The organism is Paenibacillus sp. 2KB_20, assembly GCF_052115765.1.
GTDB lineage: Bacteria > Bacillota > Bacilli > Paenibacillales > Paenibacillaceae > Paenibacillus_AQ.
Map to the genome: position 1 here is coordinate 164,361 of NZ_JBFRHH010000011.1, position 24,700 is coordinate 189,060.

General features: G+C 50.3%; 23 protein-coding genes and 1 pseudogene. 7 read left to right on the forward strand and 17 right to left on the reverse strand.

What is annotated here, in order from left to right; genetic code table 11:
* Nucleotides 1-35: 35 nt before the first annotated feature.
* Genes AB4124_RS26010 through AB4124_RS26020 form a run of 3 tightly spaced genes read left to right on the forward strand, consistent with a single transcriptional unit; the run spans nt 36 to nt 2,778 of the window.
* Nucleotides 36-1,574, forward strand: coding sequence for a sulfatase family protein (locus AB4124_RS26010; RefSeq protein ID WP_441974632.1), 1,539 nt, complete (start codon nt 36-38; stop codon nt 1,572-1,574).
* On the forward strand, nt 1,574-2,221 hold the full coding sequence (locus tag AB4124_RS26015) for a chromate transporter (RefSeq protein ID WP_441974633.1): 648 nt from the start codon (nt 1,574-1,576) through the stop codon (nt 2,219-2,221). Before AB4124_RS26010 ends, AB4124_RS26015 begins: the two co-directional genes overlap by 1 nt.
* Before the next feature lie 26 nt (nt 2,222-2,247).
* Nucleotides 2,248-2,778 (forward strand): chromate transporter, encoded by a 531-nt coding sequence (locus AB4124_RS26020; RefSeq protein WP_441974634.1) that lies wholly within the window; start codon nt 2,248-2,250, stop codon nt 2,776-2,778.
* Nucleotides 2,779-2,888: 110 nt separating this feature from the next.
* Here the strand turns inward: AB4124_RS26020 and AB4124_RS26025 are convergent, their stop codons facing one another.
* The 4 genes from AB4124_RS26025 to AB4124_RS26040 form a co-directional block, all read right to left on the reverse strand.
* The gene (locus AB4124_RS26025; RefSeq protein WP_441974635.1) at nt 2,889-3,689 is read right to left on the reverse strand and encodes a sugar phosphate isomerase/epimerase family protein; all 801 of its coding nucleotides are present in this window, start codon (nt 3,687-3,689) and stop codon (nt 2,889-2,891) included.
* 28 nt (nt 3,690-3,717) lie between these two features.
* Nucleotides 3,718-4,464: a phytanoyl-CoA dioxygenase family protein gene (locus AB4124_RS26030; RefSeq protein ID WP_441974650.1), complete on the reverse strand. Its 747-nt coding sequence runs from the start codon at nt 4,462-4,464 to the stop codon at nt 3,718-3,720.
* Between the two features lie 78 nt (nt 4,465-4,542).
* Complete coding sequence (locus tag AB4124_RS26035) at nt 4,543-5,421, reverse strand: AraC family transcriptional regulator (protein WP_441974636.1); 879 nt, start codon at nt 5,419-5,421, stop codon at nt 4,543-4,545.
* A 60-nt stretch (nt 5,422-5,481) separates the two neighbouring features.
* Nucleotides 5,482-6,390, reverse strand: coding sequence for a LysR family transcriptional regulator (locus tag AB4124_RS26040; RefSeq protein ID WP_441974637.1), 909 nt, complete (start codon nt 6,388-6,390; stop codon nt 5,482-5,484).
* 125 nt (nt 6,391-6,515) lie between these two features.
* Here AB4124_RS26040 and AB4124_RS26045 point away from each other — a divergent pair, with 125 nt between their 5' ends.
* From AB4124_RS26045 to AB4124_RS26055, 3 genes and pseudogenes are all read left to right on the forward strand, one after another.
* Entirely contained in the window at nt 6,516-7,991 is a 1,476-nt protein-coding gene (locus tag AB4124_RS26045; RefSeq protein WP_441974638.1) for a carboxylesterase/lipase family protein, read from the forward strand.
* Nucleotides 7,991-8,758 (forward strand): sulfite exporter TauE/SafE family protein, encoded by a 768-nt coding sequence (locus AB4124_RS26050; RefSeq protein WP_076325979.1) that lies wholly within the window; start codon nt 7,991-7,993, stop codon nt 8,756-8,758. Before AB4124_RS26045 ends, AB4124_RS26050 begins: the two co-directional genes overlap by 1 nt.
* Nucleotides 8,759-8,940: 182 nt before the next feature.
* A pseudogene (locus AB4124_RS26055) lies at nt 8,941-9,097 on the forward strand (MFS transporter); the annotation flags it as partial.
* A 143-nt stretch (nt 9,098-9,240) separates the two neighbouring features.
* Here AB4124_RS26055 and AB4124_RS26060 read toward each other — a convergent pair.
* The 3 genes from AB4124_RS26060 to AB4124_RS26070 are packed head-to-tail and all read right to left on the reverse strand — an operon-like array spanning nt 9,241 to nt 10,506.
* Nucleotides 9,241-9,618 (reverse strand): hypothetical protein, encoded by a 378-nt coding sequence (locus AB4124_RS26060; RefSeq protein ID WP_441974639.1) that lies wholly within the window; start codon nt 9,616-9,618, stop codon nt 9,241-9,243.
* Nucleotides 9,590-9,853, reverse strand: a complete 264-nt coding sequence (locus AB4124_RS26065; protein WP_441974640.1) for a hypothetical protein — start codon at nt 9,851-9,853, stop codon at nt 9,590-9,592. Before AB4124_RS26065 ends, AB4124_RS26060 begins: the two co-directional genes overlap by 29 nt.
* 11 nt (nt 9,854-9,864) lie before the next feature.
* Nucleotides 9,865-10,506, reverse strand: coding sequence for a histidine phosphatase family protein (locus AB4124_RS26070; RefSeq protein WP_441974641.1), 642 nt, complete (start codon nt 10,504-10,506; stop codon nt 9,865-9,867).
* 105 nt (nt 10,507-10,611) lie between these two features.
* Between AB4124_RS26070 and AB4124_RS26075 the strand changes: the two genes are divergently transcribed.
* Nucleotides 10,612-11,508 (forward strand): LysR family transcriptional regulator, encoded by an 897-nt coding sequence (locus AB4124_RS26075; RefSeq protein WP_256720820.1) that lies wholly within the window; start codon nt 10,612-10,614, stop codon nt 11,506-11,508.
* A gap of 100 nt (nt 11,509-11,608) precedes the next feature.
* Here the strand turns inward: AB4124_RS26075 and AB4124_RS26080 are convergent, their stop codons facing one another.
* From AB4124_RS26080 to AB4124_RS26125, 10 genes are all read right to left on the reverse strand, one after another.
* Entirely contained in the window at nt 11,609-12,016 is a 408-nt protein-coding gene (locus AB4124_RS26080) for a FixH family protein (protein WP_441974642.1), read from the reverse strand.
* A gap of 307 nt (nt 12,017-12,323) precedes the next feature.
* Nucleotides 12,324-14,048 (reverse strand): thiol reductant ABC exporter subunit CydC, encoded by a 1,725-nt coding sequence (gene cydC, locus AB4124_RS26085; RefSeq protein ID WP_441974643.1) that lies wholly within the window; start codon nt 14,046-14,048, stop codon nt 12,324-12,326.
* On the reverse strand, nt 14,045-15,865 hold the full coding sequence (cydD, locus tag AB4124_RS26090; RefSeq protein ID WP_430110950.1) for a thiol reductant ABC exporter subunit CydD: 1,821 nt from the start codon (nt 15,863-15,865) through the stop codon (nt 14,045-14,047). Before cydD ends, cydC begins: the two co-directional genes overlap by 4 nt.
* 70 nt (nt 15,866-15,935) lie before the next feature.
* A complete protein-coding gene (locus AB4124_RS26095) occupies nt 15,936-16,952 on the reverse strand; it encodes a cytochrome d ubiquinol oxidase subunit II (protein WP_430204897.1) in 1,017 nt (338 codons plus the stop codon).
* Complete coding sequence (locus AB4124_RS26100; RefSeq protein ID WP_339292319.1) at nt 16,949-18,313, reverse strand: cytochrome ubiquinol oxidase subunit I; 1,365 nt, start codon at nt 18,311-18,313, stop codon at nt 16,949-16,951. Before AB4124_RS26100 ends, AB4124_RS26095 begins: the two co-directional genes overlap by 4 nt.
* Nucleotides 18,314-18,614: 301 nt before the next feature.
* A complete protein-coding gene (locus AB4124_RS26105) occupies nt 18,615-19,610 on the reverse strand; it encodes a LacI family DNA-binding transcriptional regulator (protein ID WP_339270200.1) in 996 nt (331 codons plus the stop codon).
* Nucleotides 19,611-19,742: 132 nt separating this feature from the next.
* Nucleotides 19,743-21,128 carry an ABC transporter substrate-binding protein gene (locus tag AB4124_RS26110; protein WP_441974644.1) on the reverse strand — a complete coding sequence of 462 codons (1,386 nt, stop codon included), beginning with the start codon at nt 21,126-21,128 and terminating at the stop codon, nt 19,743-19,745.
* Nucleotides 21,129-21,182: 54 nt separating this feature from the next.
* Nucleotides 21,183-22,067 (reverse strand): carbohydrate ABC transporter permease, encoded by an 885-nt coding sequence (locus AB4124_RS26115; protein WP_054402320.1) that lies wholly within the window; start codon nt 22,065-22,067, stop codon nt 21,183-21,185.
* Entirely contained in the window at nt 22,064-22,921 is an 858-nt protein-coding gene (locus AB4124_RS26120) for a carbohydrate ABC transporter permease (protein ID WP_076326042.1), read from the reverse strand. The genes AB4124_RS26115 and AB4124_RS26120 overlap by 4 nt, the downstream gene beginning before the upstream one ends.
* A 535-nt stretch (nt 22,922-23,456) precedes the next feature.
* The gene (locus AB4124_RS26125) at nt 23,457-24,674 is read right to left on the reverse strand and encodes a TraB/GumN family protein (RefSeq protein ID WP_076325990.1); all 1,218 of its coding nucleotides are present in this window, start codon (nt 24,672-24,674) and stop codon (nt 23,457-23,459) included.
* Between the last annotated feature and the right edge of the window lie 26 nt (nt 24,675-24,700).

Sequence of the window (24,700 nt, forward strand, 5' to 3'; positions counted from 1 at the left end):
ATTTTCAATATCATCATACTAGGAGGCGATTACACTTGTCGAGAAGACCTAACATTTTGCTAATCACAAGCGATCAGCAGCATTGGAATACAATCGGAGCCTTTCAGCCTGAAATCTCTACGCCCAACCTGGATCGCCTTGCGCGTCAAGGGACGACGTTCGATCGGGCGTATTGCCCCAATCCCACCTGCACGCCGAGTCGAGCCTCCATCATTACGGGGCAGTACCCGAGCCAGCATGGAGCATGGACCTTGGGGACGAAGCTGCTGGAAGACCGCCATACTGTGGGGGAAAGCTTCCAAGACGCAGGCTACCGGACCGCAATGGTGGGAAAAGCGCATTTTCAGCCGTTGAAATCAACGGAAGAATACCCATCCGTGGAGGCCTACCCGATTCTTCAAGATTTGGAGTATTGGAGGAATTTTAACGGGCCATTTTACGGATTCGATCACGTCGAGCTGGCCCGCAACCATACGAATGAGGCACATGTCGGACAACATTATGCCTTATGGCTCGAGGAGCAAGGATGCGCCAATTGGCGGGAGTACTTCCTACCGCCTACGGGAACCATGGATCCTTCCCAAACGTACACCTGGCCCATCCCGGAAAAATACCACTACAACACCTGGATCGCCGAGCGAACCAACTCTCTTTTGGAAGAATATAAGAAAGCGGATGACCCCTTCTTTATGTGGGCGAGTTTCTTCGACCCGCACCCGGAATACCTGGTACCGGAACCATGGGCTTCGATGTACGATCCGGATAAACTCACGATCCCATCCCTGACCCCAGGTGAGCATGACCGCAATCCGCCGCACTTCCGCTTGACGCAGGAAGAAGATCCGGATTTTTCACATCTCGCTGAAACCGGGTTCGGCATTCACGGCTACCGTTCCCATCACTATTACGAATACGGTTCGAAATCCAGGTTAACGGAGTACGACAAGAAGAAGCTGGTCGCTGTGTATTACGGCATGATCAGCATGATGGATAAATATATCGGCAGCATTCTCGATAAACTGGATGAACTGGGACTGACCGAGGATACGATCGTTGTCTTCACCACTGATCATGGACATTTCTTCGGCCAGCACGGCCTTCAAGCCAAGGGCGGGTTCCATTACGAGGATTTGATCAAGCTTCCATTCATTGCACGATATCCAGGGTGGGTGCCTGCCGGAAAAAGGACAACTGCAATGCAGTCCCTGGTCGACCTGGCCCCTACCTTCCTCTCCTTCTGCAATATACCGATCCCGCCAGCGATGACGGGCATCGACCAAAAGGAAGTGTGGCTCGGTAACGCGGACGCCGCGCGGCAGCACGCTATCTGCGAATTCCGGCACGAGCCTTCGACAATTCATCAAAAAACGTACATCGAGCAGCGCTATAAAATCACCGTTTATTACAATCAAACCTACGGCGAGCTTTTTGACCTTGAAGCGGATCCCGGCGAGCTGCGCAATTTATGGGACGAACCGGGGTACGAGCCGCTGAAGGCAGAGCTTCTGCTCAAATACATCTGGGCCGAGCTTGGCAAGGAGCCGATGCCGATGCCGAGAATTCATCACGCCTAATGGAAAGGAAAAACGCATACTTTAGCAGGCTGAAAGAACGGTTAACGCTGCTGGCCCGGCTATTTTGGACCTTCTTTCGCATCGGGCCTTCCACCTTCGGAGGCGGATATGCGATGCTGCCCATTATTGAGCGCGAAGTGGTAAGCAAGAAAAAGTGGGTAAACGAGGAGGAAATCGGTGAGCTTATCTCGCTTGCCGGTTCCGCTCCTGGAGGAGTCGGCGTAAATGCGGCCGCGATGATCGGCCACCGGCAAGCCGGCATTGCCGGGGCTGTTTCGGCCGTGCTTGGCGTGACATGCCCCACGTTTTTGATCGTGATCCTGATCAGCGTAGGTGCCGTGTATTTTCGGGATCAACCCAAGGTTGAAGCTGCCTTAAGGGGGATGCATGGCGCCGTTATTGCGTTGATCGCTGTCGCGGCTTACCGGATGGCCAAACATGCCGTCTTTGATGCAACGACAACGATATCCGCCCTAGCCACCGTATCCGTGATGCTGTTTACAGGAGTGCACCCCCTCTATCTTATTGCGCTAAGCTTACTATGCGGAATGGCTGTCATTCAGATAAAAAAACGGCTGGGCCTTCAAGCGAATACAGAGAAGAAGGCAGGGATCAACAGCTGCCCGGAACTGGAATATTACATTTGAGCGAAACGAATCGGGGCGATTGAAACATGTATTGGGACTTGTTCATGATGTTCATAAGTGTAGGCCTCGTGTCCTTTGGCGGCGGTTATGCGGTAATCCCGGTCATTCAGAAGGAGGTAGCGGAAAAAGGACTGCTGACTGCTGCGGAATTCCAGCAGACCGTGGCGCTGGCCGGCATGGCGCCCGGTTCGATCGCCACCAATGCCGCTACGCTGATTGGCTATCAGTCCGCCGGCTATATCGGAGCCGCCGTCTCAACCGCGGGCATCATCCTGCCGTCGCTGGTCGTCATCGTGCTGCTGTCCGCCCTCTTCTATCGCATGCGGGGCAATCCATATGTACAATCTTCTTTATATGGCCTGCGTCCCGTAACGACAGGACTCATTATATATGCAGCTATTCATTTTGGGTATCACGATGAGGGTGAAGGGCTCATTCAGGGCCTCATTCCTACGCTGCTGATTTGCGGAGCCTGTTTATTTCTCTTGCTGAAGTATAAACTTCACCCGTTGTTGATACTTCTCATGGCCGGCGCTGCCGGTATTGTTTTATTCTAATAAGTTGGATGGCTGTCGGCCGTACGTGAAGGATTGGACAAGGTCGCCTTTCCAAACGCACGAATAACAAGCCGGAACCTTCATGGTCCGGCTTGTTTTAGTTTCTTTTTTTATGGTGTCATCCGTTCCGAAATCCTCTTGGCCATCCACTCGTTTACTTCCCATAGATCAGTAACAGGAGCTCCTGTGAAGGGAAGCGTATGCATGTAACCGGAATTGGCAGGCCCGAATTCAGGCGTCATGCTGGTATAGCTGAACCCTTGCTCGCTCCGGTATTGGATAATTCGTTTCCACCACGTTTCAAATGCGGCCAGTTCCCGGCTATATTCGGGCGCTCCGGGATGGGGAACCTGCGGCCCCTGAGCGTAACCTACGCGCGCGTGTATATGGACGGCACGGCGAATAGCGACCTCCATGTCTTCCGCATAATCCTCCAGCATGGTCTCCGTCACACAACACCAATGGCTGAAATCAGCCGTAATGCTCAGCTCAGGGAATTCCTCCAGCAAGCGGCGCGTTGTCCATGGCGTGAACATCGCCCGCGATCGGTGGGTTTCATGGCCGATGGTAATGCCGACCTCTTGCTCAATCTTCAACGCGGCTTCGAAAAAACCCAACTGGTCCTCTATCTTCATGCCATCCCGAGCACTATGGGACACGATCAGTTTCGGATCGAAATCGGCAGCCCGGCGTACCTGCTCGGCGAAGGTTTCTTGATGGGGAACGGAAGTGACCACCTGGGCAATATAGTAAAGCTGCAGTTCGGCAAGCAGGTCTTTGAATTCGCGTTCCAGATCCCGAGGAGGCAGCGGGGCTTCAATCCCCGCGTAACCGGCTTGTGCAGCCCGCGTCAATTGGTCCCTGTAGCTTCCTTCCATGCCCCATAGGGCTTTATACAGCTGAATATTCAATTCGCGAAGTCTCCTTTTCCCCTTCAGGTTATTCGTTGACGAATTTCGTTCCGGCTATGTTCTTTCCGCGGGCCAGCCACACTTTAAAGCCGGGGTTCTTATCCGGATAGACAAGCGCTTCCGTCGAGAAATACCGCATGGTGTAGCCGCAGCGACGGTACGGGCTAGTATTCGGGGCTGCGCCATGAATGATGCGCGAATCGTGAAGCGAGCATTCTCCCGCTTCCAACTCGAAGTAAACCGCTTGAGACTCATCGACGGAACCGCTCTTAATTTGGGTGTCGAATAAATTGCTCGCCCGGTCCACTTCCTCATAGTCCGAGAAACCGTTGCGGTGCGTACCTGGAATGACCCGCATGCATCCGTTTTCCTTCCAACTGCGGTCGATCGCCAACCATACGGTGATAATTTTATCGAAGCTGCTTAATCTGCCGTTCCAGTAAGCCGAATCCTCATGCCATGGCGTAGCACGTCCGACATGCGGATCTTTACAGATAAAGTGGCTGGACCACAACCCGATATTCGAACCAATGATCGGTTCAACCAGATCCAGTACCTCATCGGATAACAGAAAATCGAGCAGCCTTTCGTCACGGAAATGCGGCGTATCCAGCTCGTCGGATAATTTGCTGCCCTTCTCCTCCAGCTGCTCTTCAAAGATCGATGTCAGAACCTGCATTTTTTCGGCACTAAAGAGCGGCTTCTTGTACAAGTAGTACCCATTTTCCTTATAAAACTCAACTTCTTGCTTCGAAAGTGCTTGCGTTGTCATCATCATAACCTCCAGTCAAGTAGGGATTTCGTTAACTGTGGTCATTATATCCCGGACGGTCAGAGCCATACTGCGCATTCGTTAGGATAAATGCTGCATATCTTCGGTTATCTCTGCCTTGTTGCGGTACTGTCGGGGGGACATTCCTTTTCGCTGACGAAATACCCTTTCAAAATGCCCCAATGTATTAAAGCCGGAGACATAACAAATTTCGGTAACGGGCAGCGAGGATGCCTGAAGCAGCGATTCGGCGAATTGCATTCTGACATTTTGCAGATAACGTTGAAAAGATTGCCCCACGGATTTCGAGAAACACTCGCTGAAATAAGTAGCCGAGTATTGGGCCTGGCCAGCTGCATCCTCCAATCTCAAATCCTCACGGAAATGATGATGAATGTAGATCAGAGCCTTTTGCAGGTTTAAGTTGAGCTGCCGATCTCTCGTCCCGTTCGTGGGCTGAATGCGATTTGCGGCGCTGCCACGATACAGATCCACCAACAGCCGCTGAAGCGTAGCCCGGATCACGATCTCGCTGCCTTCCCGCCAGGTTCCGTTCTCCTCCCTCATCCGTTCATAGTCGGCGAATACCCCCGGGAGCTGCTTCTCCTCAAGCTGTGCTTGCAGCAGACGTTTCCCGCCGAATAACCAATGGTAGACGCTATCATCCATCATGGCTTCGGTGAAAATGACATTATAAATTTCAAGTGGTTCCTCTTCCAAGGAAGCCAGCTCATGAAAATCGGCTGGCGTCAGCAAGAAGATGGTTCCAGAAGACAGCGGATACGACGAACCGTTGAGCCTGTGTTCGCCTTTTCCGGAAACCACATAACTCAGCTCGTAAAATTCATGCCAATGCAGTGGAATTGTCCCCGGATGAATGCCGTGAAACACCTGAACAGGCGCGTGGGGCTGCAATCGGTAATCTTCATTGGTTAGCCTGGGGGGCTGCTTGGTTTCCACTTAAAACGCTCCTTTCGCTTTTGATTTCACAATAATTCCAACACGGATAAGAAAAACAGGCTAGAATCCTCTTCGAGCGATGTCCTGCCGGTGCGATTCGGCCAGTCTTGCGAAGTATCGAATGATGAAATCCCGGAACAGTACCGCAGTATGCGTGAGGTATCGGTCCTCGGGCCAAGACAAGGAGATTGAGCGTTTGCACCAGCTTTCTTCGAGCCGCAGTTGGACGACATCAGGTCCGGTTGATCCGCTCCACGTAACGGCTGGCAGGAAGGCAACTCCCTGACCGGCTCGAATTAATCCTCGGACGGTGGCGGGATCGTCGCTCTCAAATCGGATACGGGGGGTAAATCCGGCAAGGCGGCAAAAGGCATCGGTTGTTTCACGCAACGATTTACCCGGAGGCAGGGTAATGAAGCTCTCTTCCTTGAGCTCCTGCAAGCTGACATGGTTCCGATCCGCGAGCGGGTGCTCGGCGGGAACGGCAACCACGATATCCTCTTCGAGCAAGCAGACCGACGCTGTTCCCTTTGGTGGTGTTGCGCCATCGGATAGGCACAAATCGAAGCTCGGCATACCTTCGAATGACGAAACATGCTGCTGTAATTGAAACTCTGCATTCGGCCATTCTTTGCGGAAATCAGCCAATAGATCCGGCAGTAAATGCGAGGAGACGCGAACATCAAGCGTGATGGCGGTGGGGGCGCTGCCATTAGCATCCTGCAGTTGCAGCTTTCCATCCTCCAGCGCTTGCAGCGCGATATCCACTTGATGGAGAAACAGCTTGCCGTGCTCGTTCAGCCGTATCGTTTTACGCTCCCGTTTGAACAGCTTGGTTCCAAGCTCAGCTTCAAGCGACGCGATCATTTTGCTTAGTGCCGGCTGAGAGATATGTAGGCTATGGGCTGCTTTCGTCATGTGCTGCATTCGGGCGGCAGTCTGAAAATACTTTAATTGCAACAGTTCCATTCCGATCCCCACTTTCTACAATACATAACCTAGAAGTTATAATTAATATAAATCAATATATATTAGGGTTCATAAAATATACAAGATATAATAGTCTCAAATCGTAAGGATAGGAGACGATCAACTTGATCGTACAGACATTATCAGGAAAAGTTGAAGGCATGAAATTAAAAGACTCGTATGTATTCCGGGGCATCCCTTATGCAGCCCCGCCAATCGGTAATCGAAGATATAAGCCTCCGGCACCTCCGCTCTCCTGGCTGGGCGTGAGGCAGTGCAATCAATTCGGACCTATCGCACCGCAGAAGCATAATCCGCAAGGCTGCATGCCGGAGCTTGTGCAGTCCGAAGATTGCCTAAACTTAAATGTATGGACATCAGGCGCAAGTGAAAAATTAAAGCCTGTCATGGTCTATATTCATGGAGGCGGATTCGTGTCGGGTATGGGGACGGAGTGCGACGGATCTCGATATGCGGCAGAGAATGGAATCGTCTACGTATCGATCAATTATCGGCTTGGTGCGCTAGGTTTCTTATATTTGGGAGGAGTGCTGGGCAAAAAGTATGAAACCTCCGGTAACAATGGAATGCTGGATATCGCTGCTGCCCTCCAATGGGTCCAGCTTAATATTGCTGCTTTCGGCGGCGACCCGTCGCGAGTAACCGTCATCGGCAATTCTGCCGGGGCCAAATGCACGGCCGCACTTTATGTGATGAAGATGACACGAGGCCTTTTCCACCGGGCTATTGCCCAGAGCGGCGCGACGCAGTCGATACGAGATTGTCAAACCGCTAATGTAACGAGTCTTCGGCTGCTAGAAGAGCTGGGATTATCTCCAGTCCAGGCGCATCAGCTGCTTGAACTCCCTGCGGAGAAAATAGTCGAAGCGCAGTCGGTGATCGGTTCCGATACCTCGCGCAGCCTGCACATGTTCGGTCCGGTATCCGATGGCCATGTTATCCCCGTAGATCCCCTGGCGAGCCTAACTGGCAGCATCGGTCTGCCGCCGCTGCTGATCGGCACGAACGAGGATGAAGCGGCCATCTTCATTCATGATGATCCCGTGCTTCAATCACCGGACTTCGAGACACTCGAACGATTCTTCGGAGCGAATGCCACTGTCGTGTGGGATGCTTATGGTCGTTATAACCAATCGATGTCATCGATTGATGCATGGAACAAAGCGTTAACCGAGCACCTATATACGATTGGAGCGATGCAGTTCGCACAAGCCGTGGCATCGTCCGGAACATCGGTGTGGATGTATCGGCTTCAATGCGGCGGCACACTTGGCCCGATACACGGTTATGAAGGCAGTCTCATCCATGCGGCGTTACCCCACAATCCTATGCCCACATTGCCCACCAATGAGGATCCATATGTTGTAACAGCTGAGAGTTATGCACTGGCCGGCGCCATGCGGGAAGCATGGGTTGCATTTATACAAAGCGGAGATCCGAATATCCATGCGCTGCCGGCTTGGCCCGTCTATGGAAGCGGGCACGCCACCATGGTTTTGGACAAGACTTGCTGCGTTCGCGAAGACCTGCCGGTTCCGGCTGGGATCGGCGTATCCCATCAGGTTTGGAGGATGGTCTGATGCAGTTAGTCGATATTGCCCTCGTTATGGTGCTGCTCGGACTCCTTCTCGGTTTCGTAGGTGCAGGCGGCTCAGGTTTCATTATCTCCATCCTAACCGTCGTATTCGGTTATCCCATTCATACCGCGCTGGGTACCGCACTGGCGGCGATGTTCTTCTCGTCGCTTTCCGGTTCTGTCAGCCATTACCGGGAAGGGAACATGGTACTGAAGACGGGGGCCGTCGTCGGCTTGGCCGGTGCGGCAGGGGCATGGGTCAGCTCGGGCTGGTCCTCGCTTATTCCCGAGGATAAGCTGGGCTTCATGACATCCGGTATGCTGTTCGCCTCTGGACTAGCCTTATGGTTCAGGATGCTGTACGTCTCACGTCGGTCGAAGGCTTCCGGGAACTCGATGCCATCCGTCGTCCATGACTTCCGATACTGGCTGCAGGCGCTGCTCATCGGACTCATCACCGGCGCCTTATCGGGGCTGTTCGGAATCGGCTCCACCCCTTTCATCCAGTTAGGGCTTATGCTGATCCTCGGCATGTCGATGCGTTTTGCCGCCGGCACGACCATGCTGGTCATTATGCCAATCGCACTGGCCGGAGGAGCCGGGTACTTCTCCATCGGGTACCTGGATGTTCAACTGCTCGTCGCTGTTGTGATCGGTACGATGTCCGGCTCGTATGTGGGAGCAAAGTTTACGAAGCGGGTACCCGTTGTCTTGCTGAAAACCTGCATGGTCCTCACCCCAATGATTGGTGCTGCCATTCTATTGCTGTAGAGGTTGCCCAACCAGTTAGGGAGTTGAGTGAGCAAGCATTATCTCTTAGTTAATTGCTGCTCAATCACCCATACATGTCCTGCCGGAACTGTGAAGGCAGCAGTGCTAGAGTAAAGGGCAGATAATTTTCTGCCCCTCCGGGTAGAAGGGCCACCCAACTGGTGGCCCGAACCCCCACAGAACTAGCCGCAATCGGCCCAACCATTTTCGGATTTTTACATGATGTAACAAACAGTTGGACCCTTCCGCTTCTCAATATTGGTCACCGCATCAGTATTGCTTTTCATATTCGGTCTAGGGGCAGCTAGAAATCGATTTGTAGGCTCTGCTAAATCATAATTAAGGGAAAGGATGATTCAATATGTTTCATCAGGGAAAATGAGCTGACCGGAGCAGATAAATAAAAAAACGTACAGATCCCCAAGCTTATATTGGGAATGTGTGCGTTTTATTAATGAATGGATAGATTCAGATGGATTCAATTACATGGAGATATCCACGTCCACCCGCTCCGGTCGGATAGCAGATTCAATTTTTTTATAAGCGACAGCCGCTGTAAACATAAACAAACAAGTGAACACTGTTGTCAGCGGGAGCAGCAGCACGACATCATGCGTGAAGATGAACGGAAGCAGCGGGAAAGCATATATCGCGGGCATACGAATCTTAACCACCCACTGCAATAACAGCATCAGCATCATATCCAGTACCGTTATGATGACCAAAGAATCCAAAACCAGAAACAGCAGTGTCCCAATCGTCGCGGATACAGTTAATGCAGCCCCCTGCTTCAATGCCAGCTTACCGCTGTACTCCCTTCTTTGAATCGACTCATAGACCACGACAGAGATAAGCAGCATGGAGATGATTGATGGTAAAACCGATCACGGATGTGAGCGTGGGAGCAAGGCAAATCTGCAGCGGATGCCTGAGCCAATTCGGATCCCGATAGACCCACATGGCGATCACCATGGCCGCGATTTCGGGAAGAATAAACTCATGATTATGACGAAGTTCCGAAACCGCGGCCATCAGGATAATCATGGCGAAAGCCATCGTGTAAGCCAGGAGCGTTTGCCTTTTCTTCGTGTTCATGCATCCTCCCCTTATTTTAGCAACACGTCTGCGTTTACCTCGTAATGAGAGGTGTCCCCGTACAGCTCGATGAATGGATGAGAATCATGAAATACAATTTTGCTTAAACTCGCTGAAGGAATATCCGGCAAATTCCCCATGTTGCTCAACTGCATTCCAGAATAATGGTTCATTAACGTCTTTAAGGTCATGCGGTGAGTTACGATCAGAACGGTTCCTCCCCGATAGCTTAGCAGGATTCTTTCCACAGCGGTTACCGCCCGATCCAGCAGCTCGGGATAGGCCTCTCCCTGTCCTGTTGGACGGTATAAATGAGGCTTATGAAAAAAATGATCAAACTCAGCGGTATGCTCATTCTGTATTGTTGGTACGCTTTCTCCTTCCCACAGCCCCATGTGAATTTCCTTCAGTTCATCTAATTTAACGATTCTTTCCGATGTGCTTCCGCAAATCATCTGTGCCGTTGTCAACGCTCTCGGACTGGGACTCGAAAAAATCGCATCAAACGTGACCGTCTGTAACCGGTCACGCAACCGTGCAGCCTGCCGTCTGCCTTCAGGTGTTAACGGCGAATCCTTATGCCCCTGCATCTTCTGTTCCACGTTCCACTGGGTCTGGCCGTGTCTTACGAAATAAATGGTGGTGGTCGTCATGTTGCTCCCTCCTTTGTTGGTAATTGAAGTATACGTCCGTAATGTATAAAATAAAAATATATGTTTTATATTATGTATTAACAAAATGTATAGAAGGTGATGGGATTGTCTCTCAATCTGCATGCATTGATGCTGTTCTATAACGTCGCTCTTGCCGGAAGCGTTACCGAGGCCTCCAAGAGGCTGAATATTAGCCAGCCTGCCATCTCTGCCCAAATTCGGAATTTTGAAAAACAGTACAACGTCATTTTATTTGAGAAAAAAGGAAGAAACCTGGTTTTGACCTCTTTTGGCCAAAAGCTGTTTAAACCCACCGAAAAGCTGTTTCTTCTCGAAGAGCAAATCGAAACCATGATTGAAGACTATCATCAACATCCGCAGGGAAAACTTCGGCTCTCCGGAAATTACCTGGCGACCAGCGTTCTGATCCCCAAGTGGGCTTCCTTATTCAAGCAAAGGTATCCGAAAGTGGAAGTGGAAATCACGACGGTGAATTCACAAGTTGCACTTGAAAGATTGACGAATTACGAGGCGGATATCGCCATCTTTGGAAATAGCGAAATCACAAATCAGAATGACCATTCCCTCCATTGCCTGGAATTATATCAAGACGAATTCAAATTTGTGGTTGCGCCGAATCATAAGTATGCCAACAGGCAAATTTCCATGGAAGACATGGTGAAAGAGCCATTTATTATGCGGGAGGAAGGCAGCACGACCCGAAAGAGGCTCCTTGAGCTGTGCAGCGTTCAAGATGTCAGCCCACCAAAGATCGAACTGCAATTTAACGGCCTTAATGAAACCATCCAGGCTGTGGTCGCCGGATATGGCGTCAGTTTTGTATCCTCTCTTGTGGCCAGTCCATTCATCAAACGGGGAGAATTAGCTAAAGTGGATGTCATTGGCGTCCGTTTTACCAACAAAATCGTGCTCTGCTCTCATGATAAAGATGATCTGGAGGGATTCATCCGCGATTTTATTTCGATCGCAAAAAAAGGCTAGATCCACGCTGAAATGGTCAATGGTCGTCTATCGATTAAAAAAGGAAGCCGTTTTTTCGGGCTTCCTCCAAATGGTACTATCCATTAATAAGCGGTGATTCTTAGCTCATCTCATCGTTTTGAACGACCAGTTTCTTTTCACTCGTCGTTACCGACGCCCCTTCATTTTCCACGTGGGCTTTGACGAAATACTCCCCGCCTTCAGAGAACAGCGTTTTAATCCGGTAATTCCCATCCTGGTCTGGAATGGCAGTGATCATATCATGTTCGGCGCTGTCTTTTTTCCATATTTCGAATTCGACCCGCGCGGTATCGACGATTGGATCGCTTCCCTTCGTTATATGGGCATCTATGAGAATGGCGCGGCCGGATACGAGGACGTCTTGAACAGGATTCACTTCAACTTGCAGCTTTTCCGATTCTTTGGCCTCTCCCCCGCCAACGCCGGAACAGGCGGCTGAGATCAATAAACATACAATTGCAATCAAAAGCAGCACACTTCTTCTCACACGAATCATCTCCAAATCTCGTATAGTCCAAATCTCGTGGTGCATCCTAAGTATACAGAGACAAGTCATTAAGAAATAATATATTATATGTCCGATATATAAATAATAAGTATATATGGTAATGGAAGGGAGCTTCCGAATTGCATCAGTAACAAAAAAAAGAAGCCCGATTCATCGACTTCTTTTTGTACTTCCGATTATATTTCAAAAGCTAATTTGTATTATATCAAACGCTAAACATAAAGGTTTTCTAAATCGAAACTATAAGTAGGCGTGCTCCACAACAGTTCATGCTAACACACTCGTTCTACCCGTCTTCACCGATCATTTGCAGCTCAATTTGTTTCATTTCATAAAAATATCCCTTTTGCTCCATCAGCTCTAAATACGTGCCCGCTTCAATGACTCTGCCTTGGTCCATCACCAGAATCCGGTCCATCTCTTCCAAGCCGGTCAGCCGATGGCAAATCAGAAGAAGCGTATCGTTCACCGCTTGCGCCAACAGATGCCGAAAAACACGCTGCTCCGTAACGTAATCCAGTGAAGGCGTCGGTTCGTCCAGAAGCCATAACCGTCCTTCTCGGAGCATCGCCCGGGCCAAGGCTAAGCGCTGCTTCTCTCCATCCGACAAGTTCTCCCCTTTTTCATATACCATATCGTCCAGGGACTTATTCGGCAGCTGTACTTTATCCAGCATAACCGACAACGCCTGATCGGAATGATGTTCCTCATTCAACAGCAGGTTGTCCCGAATGGTGCCCCGAAAGAAATGACTGTGCTGCAGCACTACCTTTGAGGCTTGCCAAATGCTCGCCTCATCCAGTTCCTTAATCGAAGTATCATTTAAATGAATCTGGCCGTCTGTCGGTGTGCGCAGCTTGAGCAGCAATTCGATGAGGGTTGTTTTCCCTGATCCACTCGGACCGACAATAGCGGTTTTAGACCCCGGCGGAAGATAGAGGGAAATGTCTTTCAGCGCTGGACGCCATTCATCTTCATATTGAAACGAAACACCGCTTAGCTCAATGGAAACGGCTTTCTCGACGGAAAGGACACCGCTTGGCTGCGGCGGCTGCCTATCTGCGGCAAGAACCGTTTCCGCAAGCCGCTTAGCCGCATGTTCGCTATCCAGCTTATAAGCGGGCAATGTGGCCATTGGCGCAGCTTCTTCAAACACCGTAAGCGAAGCCATGACCAGCATGGCGAGAAACACGCCGGCAAGCGAGCCGTCCATAATCAAATAGGCGCCAAGAATCAGTACGCCCCACGAAATCAGATACGTTACAAAAATATGCAGTGATTGCCCGCGCAGCAAATGCCGGGCTGCCGCTTGCTGTTCCGTTGCCAATGCGGCGGAGGTACGCTGCAGCTGCTGCTCGCGCTTGTTCATTTGCCCGTATACTTTCAAATCGCGGAAACCGTAAAGCAGTTCGGTCACTTCTGTGGAAAGCGCCGCTCGCTCTTGGCGAACGCGGCCATATATCCTTCTCTGTCCAAGAAGAACAAGTGCAGGAACCACAAAAGCCGTTGCCAGCATCCCCAGCACAAACAAACAGGCAATCCAGAATGAAAAGGCGGAAGTAAACAAAACCGTAGCCAGAAAGACCATGACAACAATGACAGGCGGATAGGCGACACGCAGAAAGTAATGCTGTAAGCTCTCTACATCCCCGACGATCCGTGCGAGCAGTTCTCCGCTCCGCTTTTTGCCCAATATCCCTGGCGTCAAAGGAACAAGCTTGGCAAAAAAGGATGTACGCAAACGGCTGAGCAGAGAGAATGTCGCCCGATGGGAATACAAGCGTTCCGCGTAGCGGCTTGCCGCCCGCAGCAGACCAAGTATTTTTACCAGGGACGTCAGCACAATCAAGGTATAGAGCGGCGGGGCAAATACAGTCTGGGAGATCAGATACCCGCTTGCGGCGAAGAGACATACACCTGCGATGCCGGCAACGAATCCTCCGATGATGGCGATGGCAATATCCTTCCGTTCCTGAATCATCGCCTTGGTTAAAATAGCCAGCTCATTCATGCGAGTCCCCCTTTCCGCTGGGCATCCACCATTTCAGCATATTGGGGCAGACTCGCTAGAAGCTCATCATGGCGCCCGCTGTCCAGCAGCACTCCGTTGTCCATAAACAATATTCGGTCGGCATGCCGTATCGTGTACAAGCGGTGCGCCACGGTAATCATGGTCGCCTTGCTTGCAAGCTCGGCAATGGACCGCTGTAAGACGCGTTCGGTGTGCAAGTCCAATCCGACGGTGGGTTCATCAAACAAAATAACGGCAGGCCGCTTCAAAAAAGCACGCGCCAGCGCTAGCCTCTGCTTCTCGCCGCCCGACAACCCCCGGCCCCCTTCGCCGACAAAAGTGTCATAGCCCTGTTCCAACTCGGCTGCAACCGCAGCTAGTCCGGCGGCCTCCGCCGCCTGCACGACTTCGTCCCTGGAGACGTTCTTGCCCGCTCCAATCGCAATATTGTCGGCAAACGTGCCGGCAAAAATATACGGATGCTGGGTAATGTAGCTAACATGATCAAACCAGTGAGCCTCATCGTACCCCGCAAGCGGACGTCCGTTGACCAGCACTTCTCCCGACGTCGGCGCAAGCAGCCCGGCAATCACATGCAGCAAAGTGGTTTTACCGGATCCGCTTTTACCGACAATGGCGATTTGCTCCCCTGGTCCAAACGACATGGAGCCGGCTGCAAGCTCGAACGAATCCGGCGCATACCGAAACCGGACATCCCTCAGTTCGATGGATGGCGGCATCCGAATCAAACCCAAGTCGGCTGTCTCAGACTTATCCGCCGTATCCATCTGATCACCCCTGTTTGTTCTGTCCCTTTTCCCGGCGCCCTCTTGCCCATCTGTCACTGCTCCTGCTTCCCTTGTTTCCGTGAGCATCTCCTCTACTTTTCGGACAGCCCCCATGCTGGTACGACCGCTATGAAAAGCAGTTCCCGTGTTTTTTAGCAGGCTATAAAACTCGGGCACCAGCAGCAGGATCAAAAAGGCAGTGTGGAAGGAAAGCGATTTGAAAACTAGCAGCTGCAGCGCCAGCTCAAGCGCGACAACGCCAATGCTAAGCATAACGATGGATTCCAGCATGAAGGTGTTGGTAAACGCAATCCGTAAAATGCCCATCGTTGCATCCCGATAGCCCAGGCTGCTGCGTTCAATTTCCTGTTGCTGATGATCTGTCCGACCAAACAGCTTGAGCGAAACCAGCCCTTGAAGAGAGTCGAGAAACGTACCGGAAAACTCGGCTAGCTGTGCGAATTTCTCCTCCGATTTGTTCTTCGTTTTCAGCCCCACAAGCACCATAAAAATAGGGATAAAGGGGGCGGTAACCAGCATAATCAAGCCGGAATTCATATGCTTAGTAAAAACAATGACCAGAATCAGGACGGGAATGATGGCGGCTTCTATCATACGCGGCATATACTGGCTGAAATAACTGTCCGCCTCATCCACCGCATCCAGCGCCACACTGACCTTTCCGCCCGTTTGTCCACGAAGCGTTGAAGCTACGGAAGCATGGGCCAGCTTACGCAGCACCGCTGCTCGCATCTCCGTCTTGGCGCTTGCAGCCATGTGCAAGCCAATGATCCCGTTTCCATAAGACAGCAGCGTCCGCGCAGCCATCACAGCCAGCAATGCGCCAAGTATGACAACAACCGACGAAAAGGAAGCCCGCTGCACAAAAATCCTCTGGACCGCTTCGGCGAGCAGCGCGGCTTGGCCTATCATGGCTGCACCGAGCGCAAGCGACATGAACCCCAAGAGAATCAAACGATTCCTTTGCGCGGACATTTGCTGAGACAGCAGACTGGTTTTCCCCTTCAAATAACTCCCCTCCTTTATACCAAACCACTGCAAGGTACTCCTAAATGGAGTGATACCAAGCGCACGATTATTATTTTTTGCCTTTTACATAATCCGCATCAAACAGGAATAGCCTGAAGACCAGTATAAGGGACGGAATCAGCAGGCAGAGGCCGCCGATAAAGGCCGCCACAAGCGCAGCACCCATCGACTCATGCGTGGCTCCGCTTTGAATGGTAATGTACGGATCCAGAATATAAGGATATTGCCCGATACCGTATGCAAAAAATGCACAGAAAAATTGCAGCATAACACAAATAAAAGCGAGTCCGTAGCGGCGTCCTTTGTACAGCAGCCAAATGGCTATCATGAAAAAACCAACGGAAAGCGCCAGCAGCCACCATAAATCCATCATGTTTTGAAAATGCCGCTCATTATGTTGACTGAGGAAAATAAATGCCGTGAGCGCGGCAATAATGGTTGGCGTACTCCAGAACAGGGCATATGTCCGCACCAGCTTTAGCGCTGGCTGATCGTCCGCTCGGGAGGCGTAGAAGGCCAGGAACGACCCGCTTATAAACAGTACCGATACGATGGCCAATGCGACAATGCTCCACGACAACGGGCTCGTCATCAGCGTCCAATATTCCAGAGAAACAGCTCCACCTCTTTCCACAATAAAGCCGCCTTCGGAAAGTGTTAATGCTACCGACAAGGAAGCCGGAATGAGCAAACCTGTGGCCCCATATAAAAACAGATACACGATGTTTTCTTTGGAGCCGTAATTTTCAAACGCGTAAAAGGAGCCGCGGATCGCCAGCAGAATAACGGCGATGCTTCCCGGTATAAGCAGCGCAGAGCCATAATAATAGGCCGTGTCCGGGAAAAAACCGACGATGCCGATAAAGAAAAAAACAAAAAACACATTGGTAATCTCCCAGACCGGCGATAAATAACGGGATATCAATCGATTGATCAGGTGGTCCTGCTTCGTCAGACGGGCATAGAAGGCAAAAAAACCGGCGCCGTAATCAATGGAAGCTATAATTAAATAGCCGTATAAAAACAGCCAAAGAACAGAGATGCCTATCAACTCGTAATGGATCATACCGGCTCACCCTTTCCCGTGGATTGATCGCGTTTCTCTTTCACGAACTCGTCCAGCTCGGCTTCTGCCGGTTTGTTACGGAACAAACGTCTCAGGACAAAGACACACATGGTCCCAAGAACAATATACAGTAGCAGGAAGAGGAAAAAGAGAATCCTCACATTCGGTGAAGTCGTAGCCGCCTCCTCTACGCGCATATATCCGCGGATAATCCACGGCTGCCGCCCGAGCTCCGCATAGAACCAGCCCATTTCAACGCCCAAAAATGCGAGAGGCGCACTAAAAACAATGGCCCGAAGCAGCCACTTGTTGAGCTCATTGCGTCTCTTCCAGAACAAAAACAGGAAATACAGGACCGCAACGGCTAACATAACAAAACCGATCCCGGCCATGAAATCAAACAAATAATGGACCAGCAGAGGCGGCCTTTCATCAAGCGGAAACTCCTCCAGCCCCTTTACCTCGGCATCAAAGTCCCCAAAGGCCAGGAAGCTGAGCGCTTTCGGAATGTGGATGGCTCCCATTACCTTCTGCTCCGCATTAAGCCAGCCCAGTAATATCAAATCCGCACCGCTTTCCGTTTCAAAATGCCATTCTGCAGCGGCCAGCTTCTCCGGTTGATGCTCCGCCAAAAACTTTGCCGACATATCCCCAGCTAAGGTTGTCAGCAAGCTGAACACCAGAACAACCGCCATCATGAGCTTCAATGCTTTCTTGTAATATGCCGAGGGCCCTTTTCTCAGAATAACGTAGGCTGCGATTCCCGCCAGCAGGGCAGCTCCCGTCAAATAGGCCGAGGTTAGTACATGGAATACTTTTGAAGGCGTCGCCGTATTCAACATCGCTTGCAGCGGGTTAACCGCCGTAAAGTGGCCTGCCTCCATGACAAAGCCTCCAGGCTGATTCATGAATCCGTTCACCGTCGTAATAAAAACAGCGGACATGCCTGCCCCGGCAACAATCGGAATCGTCAGCAGCCAATGGATATACGGGTTGCGGAACCGATCCCACGTGTACATATATATCCCCAGGAAAATGGCTTCAAAAAAGAATGCAAAAACCTCCATAAATAACGGGAGCGCGATAACATTCCCCGCCACTTGCATAAAGTTCGGCCAAACAAGCGCGAGCAGCAAGGAGATCGCCGTTCCAGTCACCACGCCAACCGCCACCGAAATAACGAATCCTCGCGTCCATCTTTTGGCCATGAGCATGTAATGGGGATCCTTCTTACGTATACCGACAAATTCGGCAATGGCAATCATTAACGGAACACCGACGCCAACCGTGGCAAAAATGACATGAAACGCCAAGGTTAGCCCTGTCAGCCATTTGCTCCACAGCACCGTATCTATAACCACGAGATACTGCCTCCTTTCAAACCCTGTTCATTCGTTGATCGGGATTGACCCTAATAAGTACATACCCGGTTATTATAACGAAGCAATGTCTCAAATGAATCACGAAAGCCTCTCGTTCAAAAAACAATCGTATCTTTCCGACAACTCGGTGAAAAACAAAAAAATCACTCCATCGAGTCATTGTACTATTAACCGATGTATGGTATTTGAAGCTGCATGCTTATCTACTCATACACTCGATAAAAAGAAAAAGTCCCCGAAATACGGGGACCAGGCACTCTTCTTTGAATGAAACAACTGACTATTCTGCAGGTATAACCGTAGATTCTCTCACGATAAGTTCAGGGTCAATCCGAACATTGCCCCCGCGTTTCATCGTACCATCCATACGCTTCAGCAGCATTTCCGCTGCGGCAAGCCCAATCCGGTCAGTAGGCTGCCGGACCGTTGTCAAATGGGGGCGCAGCTTGGATGAGATATACTGATCGTCATAGCCGACAATGGCTACCTGTTCTGGAATCCGGATGCCTTCTTCCAGAAGAGCGTTCATGACCCCGAGTGCGATATTGTCATCGCCTGCGAATACGGCGGAAGGAAGTCGCCCTTCCTGCAACCATTTGCGGCAGATATCATAACCAAAGTCGATTTCGAAATCGCCCGTAATCATTTCGAACGGCGCCAGGCTCTTTTCCTTAAGTGCCTGCAGAAAGCCGCTTCGGCGTTCCCTCGTACTGCGGAACATATCCTGCCCGCTTAAATGCGCAATGGAAGTATGGCCGAGATCGAGCAGGTGCTTCGTTGCGGTATAACCGCCTTTGTAGTTGTCTATGGTGACGGAAAAAGCGTCATTATCCGGCTTCTGGTTGTCAATCAGGACATAAGGGATATTGCGCCGTTTCAATTCCACGATATAGTTGTCTTCTTCCATTGGAGAGAGCAGAATCAGTCCGTCCACGCGGTCTTCCTGAATCAGATAATGGGCTTCGTCAGAGCCTATGCCCGTTGAGACCGAAATGGCCAGGAAATAACCGTGAAGTGCCAGCACTTCATTCAACTCCTTGACCACAGCGTCGAAGAAGGAGTCCTGAAGGGTTGTCACGATCAAACCGACAATCCCTGTCTTACCGCGGGCTAAACTCCGAGCGGCAGCATTAGGACGGTAATCAAGCTCCTTAATGGCTTCCAGAACCTTTTGTCTGTTTTTCTCTCGAACAGATTCGGCACCGTTTAAGACACGTGAAACCGTTACAACGGACAGGCCTGATTTTTTTGCTACGTCAAATATACTAACCTTCATTGTTTATACTCCTTGCGGCGGATTTTCCGTACGTTTACATTGGCTTAACACTAGTATACATGGACGGAGGCCTGGCCGCGAAGCTAAATTAACAGATGCACCGCCCCTTTCGGGGCGGTACCATAGTCTGCATTAACGTTTGATAATTTCCATGACTTTTTTCTGAATCGTTGGCATCACTTCTTCAACGGTTTTGTGTCCGGTATCGATCGGCTGCATTTCGTTGATGAACATGTCATTGATTTGCGAGTAGTTTGTGATCAAGTGATTATAGGATTCAAAGCCGTATTTCACAGCGCCTTCATAAACCTTTTTCACATCTTCCGGATCGATGCCCTCAAAATGCTTGTAATAAGCTTCAGCTGCCTTCGTATTGACAGGTGGATTGCCGCCGCTCAGGTCAATGGATTTTTCCTGAACTTCTTCGCTGACCAGATATTTGATCCATTCAAAAGCTTCCTTCGGATGCTTGGAACCTTTCAGAATAAAGAGTGGATCGACGAACAGCACGCTGCGGATCTTGTCGTTGCCGCCAGCAGGAACTGCAGCCACGCCGACCTCGAACGGAAAGTCATTGGAGCCTGCAAGGCTCCAGGAGCCGCTGACGGTCATGCCAACCTTGCCGGTTACGAATGCATCGCCATTTTGTCCGGCTACGCTCTTACTCCATTCCGTCGTCGGGGAAACCTTATCCTTCAAAATCAGGTCAAACAGTTTGTTGTAGGTTGCCATCACTTCAGGAGAATCAAAATGAGTCTCCGAAGGCACGCCGCCGTTGGTCCAGGTATCCTGGGAGTAAGGCTCAACGCCGAAATACAGCGGGCGCATATCGCGTTCGGACCATGTGAAGTCGACGCCATACTGTGTTTTAGCGATATCGTCGGATACATGCGTCATTTTCTTGGCTTCTTCAACCATTTTGTCAAACGTCCAGCTCTTGTCCTCGTAATCGCTTGGAGGATAAGGAACATTGGCAGCATCTAACATATCTTTGTTATAGAGCATGAGGGTCACATACATATTGACCGGAATCCCGTATACATGGTCTTTGATGGTATAGATGTCCATGAGGTCATCCGGGATGCTGTAATCGGATGCTTTAAATCCGTCTTCCTCTATAATGTCGTTCATGTCAAGCAGCATATCTTTGTTGAAATATTCCGCAAAGCCGCCGTAGCCATAATGGCTTGTCACGTCAGGCGATTTACCGCCAGCGATCAGCGTTTGCAGCTTGCTATCAAACTGCTCGTAAGGGGCCTTTTCTATTCTGACCTTGATGTTAGGATGTTTGGCTTCAAAGTCCGGAACCAGCTTCTCAATAAAAGTCCGGTCTTCCGAATCCATCGTGTAATGCGTAATGGTTACTTGCTCACCTGAAGAACCGCCGCTGTCGCCTTTGCCTTCGGGAGCCACTTCTCCCGCTGATTTGCCGCCGGTGCAGCCGGACAATGCCAATACGACGAGCATGCTGAACGCAAGCAGAAGTGCATAGGTCTTTTTAATCCTTCTTTTTTTCATGAACTACAGTCCCCCATATACTCAAGTTTGTTTGCCGCCGCTGCGGCAGGGTCTTCACTTGATGCCTGTAAGTACAATTCCTTCAACAAATCGTTTCTGGGCTATCGCAAATAAGGTGACAATCGGCAGCATGGCGAGCACGGAGGCAACCATGAGCAGATGCCACGGCGGAATGCGAAACCGTGACGAGGTGAAGGAAGACATACCGACCGGAAGCGTAAATTTATCCGATGAGCTTAGGTAGAGCACGGGTGTCAGCAGGTCGTTCCAGCTGTAAATGAAGGCAAAGATGGCAACGGTTGCAAGTGCCGGACCAGACAGAGGCAAGGCAATCCGCCACCACATCCGCAGCTCGCTGCAACCGTCCATGCGTCCGGCGTCAAACAACTCATCCGGCAGCGTGGAGAAGAACTGGCGCAGCAAAAAGATGTTGTATGCCGAGCCGAAAAATGCAGGTACGATCAGCGGCAAGAACGTATCGATCCAGTTCAGCTTAGAAAATAGAATGAACTGCGGGATCATAATCGCTGGATAAGGAAGCATCATGGTGCTGAGCATCAGCATGAACCACAGGTTGCTGCCCTTGCCCCGGTATCTGGCAAAGCCGTAGGCTGCCAGCGCCGACGACAACAGAGTGCCGACCACGGTCAAAGTGCCGATAATGAGACTGTTCATGTACATTTGGCCGAAGTTTAGCGTTTCGAAAATTTCCTTGTAGTTGCTCCACTGCCAGGAATCCGGCAAAAAGGTCGGAGGAAACTTAAGGAGTTCCTTCTTCGATTTCAGCGAGGTCGAAACCATAAAAAACAAAGGCAGGAGCATGAGAAAGGTAGTGACCACTAAGGCAATAAAGCTGGCAATGCTTACGGCATCGATTTTGCGCCGGCGTTTATTCGTAGAAGGTGAAGCCGAAGGACTGGCTGTCGGAATGGTTCTCATTTGCGTCCGCCTCCTTCATAGTGAACATAACGGTTCGAGAATTTCATTATAAGTGCCGTAAACAGCATGACAACGATCAGCAGAACCCACGCGAGGGCGGAGGAGTATCCAGCCCGGTATTCTTTGAAGGCGCTGGTGTACAGGTTGTAAACATAGAACCATGTCGAATAGTTAGGACCGCCTTGGGTCATGACGTACGCTTGCGTAAATACCTGGAAGGAGTCAATGACACCCATAATCAGCTGGAACAACAGCACCGGTGATATCATGGGGAGCGTCACATTCAGAAAAATCCGGAAGCGTCCCGCACCGTCAAGCTTGGCGGCTTCCACGAGACTAGCAGGCACGCTCATGAGTCCTGCGAGGAACAGAATCATGCCTGAACCTACTGTCCAGAAGGACATAATCATCAGAGCGTAAAGCGCATAATCCGGACTCATAAGCCAGGACGGGCCACTGATGCCGAACCAGGACAGAACGTAGTTGAACAGACCGATCGATGGATTGAAAATCCAGTACCACAGCAGTGACATCGCCACGCCGGATACCATGCTCGGAAAATACATGGCGGTCCGGAAAAATCCGCGGAACGGTATTTTCGTATTGAGCAGGAGCGCAAATCCGAGTGCCAGCAACAGTTGGATCGGTACGCTTATAAACGTATACCGCACCGTTACCACAACGGATTTCCAAAACAGATCATCTTGAAACATTTCGGTGTAGTTCGCCAGGCCGACATATTTCGGTGGGTGGATAATGTCATAGTCCGTGAAACTGTAATAAAGGGATGACAGAATCGGATACAAGGCAAACACCAGGAAACCGATAAGCCATGGAGCGATGAAGAGGTACATGTATAACGTCTGCCGCCGGCTTTCGCGATGGGTCACGGAAACACCAACCTTTCTTTTTATTTTGAAAATTATAACGCTTTAACTTTCAATATAAAGTTCCCCCTGTTTTCAGGGTTTCATAGGATGATGTATGTATAAAAGTTAAAGTGCTTTAATTTTCATATCCGGTCTGATGACATTATCATAGAGGATGATTTCTCAATTATCAACTCTTTTTTTGGAAAAATGAAAGCGCTGCATTGATTGCCACTGCTGAAACCATTTGACGGGAAGTCTGCCAAAGGCTGATACAGAACGGTTTGTAGCCGATATCCAGACTCTGAAACATCATGAAATTTTTGGATGGGAAAACACCTACGCTGGAAGGTAATCGCTCGCCCCCCTTCCAAGATCAACTTACACAGAGGGAGCAAGTTTTGCTCTACTCATCATTTGTCACGGATATACCTGCAAGAACAACAAAAAACCTTCAATGATCGAATGACGATCATTGGAAGGTTTTTTGTTTCCCGAAGACTACCACCCTGCAGTTATTTTACTTGCGAACAACCGTATAGCCTTTATCCTTAAGCAGCTTCACAATGCCATGCTCACCCAGATAATGAGCTGACCCTACCACAATGAAATACTCTTCGTTTTTGCCGTTTTTCAAATATCCGTCGATTTTGTCTGCCATGCCGATGTTGCGGTCGATCAGCATCGCTTTGTTATATTCCTCGTCACCCGACATGCTGTTTGTTAACTCGAGCAGCTGCTCGTCATTGCCTGTTTTCCACATTTCGGCCATCTGGTTCACGCTCTCGTCCAGTACGTCGAAGTTATCGAGGGCGGTATTGAGGTTTTTCTCCTGCAGCTCCTTGGAGAAGCCATCAAACATACCCAGCTGGGATTCGTAGGATTCCAGCTCCAGAATCGGAACTTTGCGTTCGATGGCCTTCTGGATGAAATACAGGTCGATCCCAGCTGAGGCTTCGTACCCAGCTTTTACGGATTTCAGACTACTGATCGTGGTTTCGGCAACCCAAGGCTTGAATGCATCGAGTGCATTCGGCTGCATGCCACTTTGCTTCAGAATTCCGCCAAGCTTAGCATAGGTCTCACTGGATACATGGTCCTTCAAGGTTGTCCCATCCTGATACATTCCCAGATCCATGATCAGTTTCTGCTGCTCTTCGTCAGCCGCTTTGCTGATATCAATTTCGACACCGAGATAGTCGGCCTCGGCAAATGCTTCTTCAAATTCCGGACGTAACGGGTAGAAGCTATCATCCGCGATATGCATGGAGCCTACTAGGTACACAGTATTCCCGTTGCTCTCCACTTCCCACATGAAGCCGCGGCCGCCAGCTTGTGCGGTCTCTGTTTCCTTGGAAACCAGCAGAACGGCGCGAGTCTTCGCATCCCAGCTAACCTTATAACCGGCAGCGTCCCCAACAACTCGGATTGGCGCATAGGTTACGCCATTGATTTGTTTCAGTTTACCTTTTAGGGTAATGGTTTTGCCATCCACGACCACGGTAATGGTGTCATCTGCTGCATTCGTCAGTTTCACGTCCAAAGCCTGGAGTGTTGTTCTGAGCGGAACAAGCGTTGTGCCCTTCTCTATAATCGGTAAGCCTTGCGAATAGGCAACCACTTGATTATCCACTTTTACTGCCGGCTGTTGTTGTGGAGCCGCCATGGCAGCCCCTGCCGAAGAGAGCAAACCAACCGAAATCGCGAGGGATAATAGCATTCTTTTCCAGTTTTTCATTTATGTAATCTCCTTTATTTTCGTGT

Coding starts and splice junctions, on each gene's coding strand:
- AB4124_RS26050 (WP_076325979.1), top strand. CDS start 7,991: ATGCAGTTAGTCGATATTGCCCTCGTTATGGTGCTGCTCGGACTCCTT.
- AB4124_RS26125 (WP_076325990.1), bottom strand. CDS start 24,674: ATGAAAAACTGGAAAAGAATGCTATTATCCCTCGCGATTTCGGTTGGT.
- AB4124_RS26105 (WP_339270200.1), bottom strand. CDS start 19,610: ATGAAGGTTAGTATATTTGACGTAGCAAAAAAATCAGGCCTGTCCGTT.
- AB4124_RS26065 (WP_441974640.1), bottom strand. CDS start 9,853: ATGAACACGAAGAAAAGGCAAACGCTCCTGGCTTACACGATGGCTTTC.
- AB4124_RS26030 (WP_441974650.1), bottom strand. CDS start 4,464: ATGATGACAACGCAAGCACTTTCGAAGCAAGAAGTTGAGTTTTATAAG.
- AB4124_RS26015 (WP_441974633.1), top strand. CDS start 1,574: ATGGAAAGGAAAAACGCATACTTTAGCAGGCTGAAAGAACGGTTAACG.
- AB4124_RS26060 (WP_441974639.1), bottom strand. CDS start 9,618: ATGCTGCTTATCTCTGTCGTGGTCTATGAGTCGATTCAAAGAAGGGAG.
- AB4124_RS26095 (WP_430204897.1), bottom strand. CDS start 16,952: ATGATCCATTACGAGTTGATAGGCATCTCTGTTCTTTGGCTGTTTTTA.
- AB4124_RS26110 (WP_441974644.1), bottom strand. CDS start 21,128: ATGAAAAAAAGAAGGATTAAAAAGACCTATGCACTTCTGCTTGCGTTC.
- AB4124_RS26070 (WP_441974641.1), bottom strand. CDS start 10,506: ATGACGACCACCACCATTTATTTCGTAAGACACGGCCAGACCCAGTGG.
- AB4124_RS26120 (WP_076326042.1), bottom strand. CDS start 22,921: ATGTACCTCTTCATCGCTCCATGGCTTATCGGTTTCCTGGTGTTTGCC.
- cydC (WP_441974643.1), bottom strand. CDS start 14,048: ATGAATGAGCTGGCTATTTTAACCAAGGCGATGATTCAGGAACGGAAG.
- AB4124_RS26020 (WP_441974634.1), top strand. CDS start 2,248: ATGTATTGGGACTTGTTCATGATGTTCATAAGTGTAGGCCTCGTGTCC.
- AB4124_RS26115 (WP_054402320.1), bottom strand. CDS start 22,067: ATGAGAACCATTCCGACAGCCAGTCCTTCGGCTTCACCTTCTACGAAT.
- AB4124_RS26040 (WP_441974637.1), bottom strand. CDS start 6,390: ATGGAACTGTTGCAATTAAAGTATTTTCAGACTGCCGCCCGAATGCAG.